This window comes from Bacillus cereus group sp. N24 (assembly GCF_016483345.1).
GTDB classification, from domain to species: domain Bacteria; phylum Bacillota; class Bacilli; order Bacillales; family Bacillaceae_G; genus Bacillus_A; species Bacillus_A toyonensis.
Map to the genome: position 1 here is coordinate 1 of NZ_JAEHCA010000061.1, position 7,521 is coordinate 7,521.

Consider the following 7,521-nt stretch of genomic DNA (forward strand, 5'->3'; position numbering starts at 1 on the left):
CTTTCTCATTAACATAAGAAAATAGTAACGTGCTTTTAACTTCAAAAATAGTCTAAATCCTTAAGTTGATGGATGTGGGGTACCGCCACATCGCCATCAAGCTAAGAAAGGTAAATACCCCAGAACGAAATTTTGTGCTAACTTGTAGCAAAAAAGCACTTTTAGTTTTCAGTTAATTCTGAATTCTTAAGTTGATGGGCATGTGGCGGTACCTGAATTAAAACCAGAAATAAGATTCAAATCAATATTTCTCAATAACCCCTACACACCAGCGTGCTACAATGATATTGGGTGGGAATCCAATACATATTATTAAAATTAAAGTGGTTTAAGTCAGAGGAAGGCACCTTAAGGTGTCTTTTCTTTTTAATACATGAAAATAAATCCTGTACTCATAAAAGCTAAAATTAATGAACAAACATGTAAAAAGCATTATGCATAATTGCATAATCTATAAAAAATTATTCTGTTATAATTATATAGATTTTAGAATTATTCTCAGTACAAGGAAGGAACGATGATTTTTGGAAAAAGAGGAAACTAACAACATAGAAAATAAAGGGAAACTAGGTTTTATACTATTTCTTGTCATTGTACCAACTCTATTAATAGCTTCCATCATAAATTACATACACGTTATCAACATTGAAGGTACAGTAATTGATAAATATTCAAAAAAAAGCGGGAAAAGTGACAAATTTTATATTGTTATCCAACAAAATGACGATACTGAAAAAGTAATAACTAATACAGATGGTATTCTTATGATGAAATTTAATTCAGCGGATATTCAAGCAGAAATTAAAAAAGGCGAGAAATATAATTTTACATTACGTGGGTATAGAATTCCATTTTTATCCTTATTTCCCAATATAGATAATGCAAAAAAAGCTTAAAGGTATATTACTTACCTTTAAGCCTTTTTTATTTAATTTTAAGCGTCATTTAATATTCTATTTTTGAATGTTTTCCAAATCTGGAATAATACAATTATTAATATAATCGACTCAAATGAAACCATAGCAATTTTTAACCATTGAGGTATTCCATCATACGAGAAGAATTGCACAAATAAATATAAACCTGTGATTATAGAAAAAATTAAAAATACAAAATTTAAAATTCCATAAACAAATATAAATTTCACATTTGTTGTAGTTGATGCATTAGGCAACTTTTTATTCTTAATTGCATAAATAACTACTTTTAATGATTTTGAATATAAATTAGTAATATTTGTTGCTGCTGATAAGATCCAATATCCATCCAATCTTATAAATGGAATGAAATTCGTAATTATAGCAACAGTGTTACTTAGTACAAATATATCAATTAATAACTGATACTGTTCCAAACTAAATCTTAGTAATAAAAGAATTGATAATGCTGTTAATTCAAAATATGCACCTGCTAAAAAAACGATTATTTTTTCTTTTTTACTTTTAAAAAGTCTAGTACTACTTACATCTGTATACAAAGCTGGTGAAAAGCATAAAAGTAAAAAACCAATGTAGGTTACTTTTCCTCCGTAATATCTACAAATTACAGCATGTCCCATCTCATGTATAACTGAAATAATGAATAAGGCCAGATATATAATTACATATTCATACCAATTCAAATGTAATATATTATGAAAAGCATGTTTCACCATTGTATCCATTTCACCTATGAAAACAAACATAGCACTAAAAATAATTAAGAAAGAACTCCATAGCAAAAATAATCTTATATAATTATTATGAAGTAATTTATTAATGATTTCTAAAAAAGAAGTAGGATTAAATAAGGGAACCTTTATAAACAATATATTAAAGGGTTCTTTCTTCGCTTCTCCAATTATCTCTATCTTTTTTAATTCATTGATAAATGTTTCAAAATCATCATTTGTCAGTTGATGCTTAAGTAGAATTGAGTCCCTATCTAAATTTTGTTGTAAATCTTGTATAATTTGTCCTTCTTTTATACCTACTTTAAAGAACACTTCACCATTCTTAATAATAAAATGATCTTCCATATATGTAATTTCTAAATTTTTAATTTGATAACATTGTAAATCTTTATTCAAATCAATTCACCTTTTTGAATATTCAAAAAAATGAGCTCGAGGCCCATCTTTTTGAATCATTATATTTTAAAAGATTTTCTTATAGAAAACCGTTAATGAATCCTTCACCAAAATCCATTACTGGATCTTTAACTTTATTCCAAATTTTACCCCATTTTTTAGGTGCAGCAACTTCTTCTAATTTTTCCATTTGAAAAGTTAAGTTCATTTCATAACCCCCCTATAAAATTATATGTTGTATCTTATTACCAGCAAATCCCTGTATTATCACAGATATACCACTTTGTTCCTGCGCCTGCAGCATATCCAGCTACTTTAGCCCAGTTAACTTTAATTGGTGCAGTAACTTCTTCTAATTTTTCCATTTGAAAGTTCATTATAATTCTCCTTTAAAATTGTTATATTTAATTTATAAAATGTCGACTTTGCTATCTTAATATACATTTTTTGGACAATCAATAGTTTTCGATATGCAATTCTGCATATCGAAAACACTAATAAAATATCATTTACAAGATTTCTTATAATAAAAAATGAGCAATATAATATATGCTCATTTTTTAAAAATACTATTCAATTAAGAAAATAATCGCTTAATACCTTTAATAATACCTCCAGGTATAAAAGGTGCAATTACAGCTTCTAATTTCTCCACTTTATAATTCATGAAAAAACTCCTTTTTTATAACATTATAAATATAATTATATGTAAACCATTAAATTATATTAATTAACAATGTTTTTTTATTTTTTATCCTGATTTTCTACTTTTTTAGTTTCACTACTAAATCCATTTTTAAATCCATCCACAAAATCACACGCACTTAATGAAAACGCTAACACACATAACATTCCTAACATTATAACCTTTTTATAACTCTTTACATAATTCAATTTAAAACATCCTCCATAACATAAATTAATAATGTAATATGCAAATTTAAAACATACATACAATTTAAAACCATTTTAAAGATAACTAAGTAATATAGCAATCATTATTTAAAATACACAACTACAATTACGGGTACCACCACATATCCACCAACTTAAGAAAAATAAATGCTCCAGAACGAATTTTTGTTACAAGTTAGTATAAAAATTCGTTTGGGGGTACTTTAAAATCTTAGCTTGATAGCAAAACATATCCTTATATGTAAAGGTTTTACCTAAAATAGTTCGCCAGTCATTACAGTCATAAACTCCTTAAAAAACTGTTCATAATTCATTTGTATTGCAATCCTATGTTTTGGACGATTACCGAATGTCTCTGGTTCAAAGGTAGATCTAAAATCTCCTATACTTTGTCCTCTTACAGTATCAAGTACATTAACTGTCACTGCTGAGTGATGGTACGTAAAAATATCATCACGATTAATCGCAATTAAAGTAAGTGCATCATGAACCGGGCTACCTTGTATTCCAGGAACTTTTTTTTGATAAAATTGATAATAGTAATAGTCTAAAAGAGGCTTTAAAAATTTAGTTTTCCCTTTAGAGTGGATATAATTGACCATTTCCGGTGTTACAATAGCCGATTGTGTAACATTCAAAGGATAAATTGATAGATTCTTTGCGTATCTCATTACAATATTGGCTGATCCAGGATCGCCATAAAAGTTAGCTTCAGCAATGGGAGTAACATTTCCTGGATATAGAAAAGCTCCTCCCATAATATAATAAGAATGTACATATTCCATCACATCACCATAAAGGAGAAATAAAGTTGCAAGTGAAGTTAGCCGTCCGGTATTCACGATAATAAGTTCATTTTTATGCTGCTTAATAAGTGTGAGAACCTCAAAAAAATTCTCAAATGTCTGAATCTCTAGTCCTGGATAAATGGGCCCTATCCCAAATTTACCGTGAACTTCTGGATAAAAAGTTTCAGCTTCTGAAGACATGGAATGCTCCGCCCCCCCAAAAACTTTTATATATTCTTTTCCTACACTTTTAAGTAAAAAGCGAACATTTCTAACTACTTCAGCTTTAGGTACGTTCCCATAGTCTGCAACAATTCCTATTACATCAATTTTATCTGTCAAATGCGCATATATGATAGCTATCGTATCGTCAATTCCGAAATCCCCAAAAAACAGTATTTTTTTCCCCATACAATGTTGCTCCTTAATTTTACTAGTTTTCAAAACAGAGTATAATTATGTATCGTAGGATAAAATTGTTCTCATGTTTATTCGTAGTACGGTGTATGAATGAATTCATCTAGTTAACATACACTTTCGTTAATAATGAGCAAATTCCTTTTGTATGAAATGAAATAGTATAAAATTACTAACCTTAACAAATTTTTTCTGATACCCTATACTCATTATATGGTCCTCAAAATAAATAAAATACATTATTCTTTCTGTAGAATTATAGGTAAGGATAACGTATTTTCCGCTATATAGGTATTGCAATTTTTAGCTTGATAGCGATGGGGTACCGTCAGCATTTCGAAAAAAATATGTTAAACAAAAAATAAGCTGCCCATATGGGCAGCTTATTTACATAATTGTCGTTATCAGAAGTTGTTTTTAGATGATCAGTTTTTATATTTTAGGCTCTGTTAATATTAATTGTTGACTTTCAAAAAAAAACCGCTTCTTTATAAAGAGCAGTTTTACTTATATTCATTCTTATTCAAATTCTGAAGCGTATTCTTCATATACCTTTAATGTATTAAGCAGTCTAGCTGATTTAAGCATGATTTCATTTGATGAATCAGTTACACAAATGTCAATAAATCGGTTATCGTTTCTGTCACCAAACAATCCTTCTGACTCAAGTTCTATTAACACTTTTAATAATTCATTCAGCAATGTATCTATTAGCAAATCAAAGTCTTCTTCGACGGTTTCATGGTATCTTTTAATAGTTTTATTCACTTCATCAAACATTCCGAAATCGTCCCACTCACTCCACTCAACAGCCCCATATCTATAATAGTTGTATAAAGGGTCTGATTTATTCACCTTAATCAGTCTTTCTTTATTAGCCACTGGTCCAACGCTACTGAAACAGTCGTCCGTCATTAGGGAGTATCCATATATTGTGTCATTACCACACCTAGATGTAAGTTCATTATAATGACAACGAATTGCATTTTTCAATTGAACATGTAAACTTTCTTGAAGATGCATTTTCACCGTATCTCCTCCGTTCTTTTTGTAACGACATGTTATTACATACTTCAATCTTAACATGAAAATCAACATTAAACGTTAGATGAATATCGTATTCATGCTCGGTTAACATAACGTCACATTATCGGTAGCAAGGAAAAAGACGGAATCTTATTCTCACAAAGGAACCTTCTTTTTTTGTTCTATGGATCTATACATTTTTTTATACATTCCTATCCTGAAAAGGTTTTAGAGTACTCGTTTGTTACGGGATTAGCCGAAAAACTGTATAATATCTTGCATACTCTTAGCGTGCTTTTTTTCCGAAGTGCTGGAAATCCCCTTTTAAGAAAAAAGAAAAGACACCCTAAGGTGCCTTCCTGCGACTTGAACCATCGTGATATGGTATCGGATGCCAATCCAAATATTATTTTACCATGTTAAATTGTTTTATATATTGAGAAATATGAATCAGGTCTATATTTTTAAATTACTTGATTACGCCACCAGAAAACCCAGACATTTCCATAATATCAATTATTTTATCTGATACGATGGCTTCTTCTCCGCCTCCATAGTATGCGTTTAATGCGTTGATAAACCAATATGCATCGGCCGTTACTGACCTACCTGCAGATTTCATTGATTCAATAACTGTTTGAACATATATAAATTTATCATCAAATGATAATTTAACCCAATCTCTGCCAGTGGCATTCTTAATTTTTTCTACTTCTTCATTAGCTGATGAGGAAGTACTAGTTGAAGGGGATGGGGTACTATTTTTAGTAGGTTCGATATATTTTCCATCTTTGGCACTTGCATCGTAAATAATATTCTTCTCATCAGCACTTTTGTCTTTATCATCTAAGTGAAGCCAATCCCCAATTAAGTAAGGAAGATTATAGTTTGCATAGTATTCGTGTTTATCAGTTTTTAAAACAACATTTAACAATTCACATTTAACGCCTTTTCCACAGTATAATTCTCCCTCACCATCTTTACCTTGTGGCGTTCCACTTTGTTTCTTGATGATTTTACCTATAGATACCAAGTATTCATATTGTTCTTTAGGTTGTAAGTTATCAAATGAATCGTTAAGATAAACTACGATATCATAATAATAATATGGATTTTTAGCATTTTGATCTGATTTTTCTATTTCTTTATATGTTACGGATTTTAGGTGCTTTTTAATCTCTTTATCATTCGGTATTTCGGAAACAATACTATCCAAATTCTCAGTGGTTTGCTCTGGGCCCCCACAACCTGATAAAACTAACATTGCAGTGATAATAGTTAAAATGATTCTTTTCATAGTTGTCCTTAATTCTTATTGTTTTAATGGATGCCATTTACAATATGTAAGATTTCTCATCTCATAGTAGCAAACGATTCATTTGTATATTGTCACATTGTGTCGAATAAAAATAAAAAAAGACACCCAAAGGTGCCTTCCTCGGCTTAATAACCGCATTTTATTTTCCTCGTAGGCTCTGTTCATATGCTTTAACTTCATCAGTTGATCCAAATGTTTTCAGGTTAAATATTTTGTTACCATCAACACATACTACTAATAATCCATCTTTAGCTTGAATAACACTTCCAACATTGCCCTTTTTTAGAGAAATACTAAAAGGATGATCTACATTCATCGTTTTTTTCTTCTCTACATATTGATTAAATTCCATGCCAACTGGGAATGCCTCTTTTAATTGTTGAAGAGTATACTCAGTTGTAGTTGGCGGATCACTTTTAGGCTTTTCTTGTTCTGGTTGTTCTTGCGGTTTAGGTGTTTCTTGACTCGGTTGTGTCGTTTTTTGAGGTGAACTAGTTTGCTCTTTTTCATAGGAAGTTACTTTAGATTTCAACTCTTTGATTTGTGTTTTTAATTCTTGTTGTTCATTAAAGTGTTTATCGATAACTTTATCCATATCTTTTTGTGAATACTTAGGTTTCATATCTTCTGATTTGGAATCCTTAAAAATAGATACGGAAGCAATGATAACAACTATTACGGCGATAATGCCAATGATTAGTTTTTTGTTCATTTATGTTCCTCCTAAAACTATTTAATCATTATATAACAATTAAATAGTTTTAGGTAGAAAAAAAGACACCCAAAGGTGCCTTCCTCCGACTTGAACCACTTTAATTTTAATAATATGTATTGGACTCCCACCCAAAGATAATTCTAACATGTTTTTATATAAATGAAAGCGAATTCTTTAACTTACTTAATTACTTTGTCCATAACTTCTTTATATTTGTTAAATTGGGCATCTTCCATATCACCATTCATTTGTATAAGGAAGTTACCTTTTGCGT

9 protein-coding genes and 1 pseudogene are annotated in these 7,521 nt (G+C 29.9%); 1 reads left to right on the plus strand and 9 read right to left on the minus strand.

The window, feature by feature from the left end:
* Positions 1-524: 524 nt before the first annotated feature.
* Positions 525-896, plus strand: a complete 372-nt coding sequence (locus JDS95_RS30100) for a hypothetical protein (protein ID WP_000409960.1) — start codon at positions 525-527, stop codon at positions 894-896.
* A 38-nt stretch (positions 897-934) separates the two neighbouring features.
* Here the strand turns inward: JDS95_RS30100 and JDS95_RS30105 are convergent, their stop codons facing one another.
* The 9 genes and pseudogenes from JDS95_RS30105 to JDS95_RS30135 form a co-directional block, all read right to left on the minus strand.
* A complete protein-coding gene (locus JDS95_RS30105; RefSeq protein WP_001030753.1) occupies positions 935-2,068 on the minus strand; it encodes a zinc metalloprotease in 1,134 nt (377 codons plus the stop codon).
* A gap of 79 nt (positions 2,069-2,147) precedes the next feature.
* Entirely contained in the window at positions 2,148-2,276 is a 129-nt protein-coding gene (locus JDS95_RS31665; protein ID WP_001054563.1) for a hypothetical protein, read from the minus strand.
* A 37-nt stretch (positions 2,277-2,313) separates the two neighbouring features.
* Positions 2,314-2,445 carry a hypothetical protein gene (locus JDS95_RS31670; RefSeq protein ID WP_001010964.1) on the minus strand — a complete coding sequence of 44 codons (132 nt, stop codon included), beginning with the start codon at positions 2,443-2,445 and terminating at the stop codon, positions 2,314-2,316.
* A 367-nt stretch (positions 2,446-2,812) separates the two neighbouring features.
* The gene (locus tag JDS95_RS30110; protein ID WP_001110263.1) at positions 2,813-2,962 is read right to left on the minus strand and encodes a hypothetical protein; all 150 of its coding nucleotides are present in this window, start codon (positions 2,960-2,962) and stop codon (positions 2,813-2,815) included.
* 275 nt (positions 2,963-3,237) lie between these two features.
* Complete coding sequence (locus JDS95_RS30115) at positions 3,238-4,182, minus strand: nucleoside hydrolase (RefSeq protein ID WP_000516677.1); 945 nt, start codon at positions 4,180-4,182, stop codon at positions 3,238-3,240.
* A 525-nt stretch (positions 4,183-4,707) separates the two neighbouring features.
* Positions 4,708-5,211 carry a DUF4303 domain-containing protein gene (locus JDS95_RS30120; protein WP_000550610.1) on the minus strand — a complete coding sequence of 168 codons (504 nt, stop codon included), beginning with the start codon at positions 5,209-5,211 and terminating at the stop codon, positions 4,708-4,710.
* A 472-nt stretch (positions 5,212-5,683) separates the two neighbouring features.
* Positions 5,684-6,511 (minus strand): hypothetical protein, encoded by an 828-nt coding sequence (locus JDS95_RS30125; RefSeq protein ID WP_000821262.1) that lies wholly within the window; start codon positions 6,509-6,511, stop codon positions 5,684-5,686.
* 160 nt (positions 6,512-6,671) lie between these two features.
* Entirely contained in the window at positions 6,672-7,244 is a 573-nt protein-coding gene (locus JDS95_RS30130) for a hypothetical protein (protein WP_001035529.1), read from the minus strand.
* Positions 7,245-7,426: 182 nt separating this feature from the next.
* Positions 7,427-7,521, minus strand: a pseudogene (locus tag JDS95_RS30135) (stress protein); the annotation flags it as partial.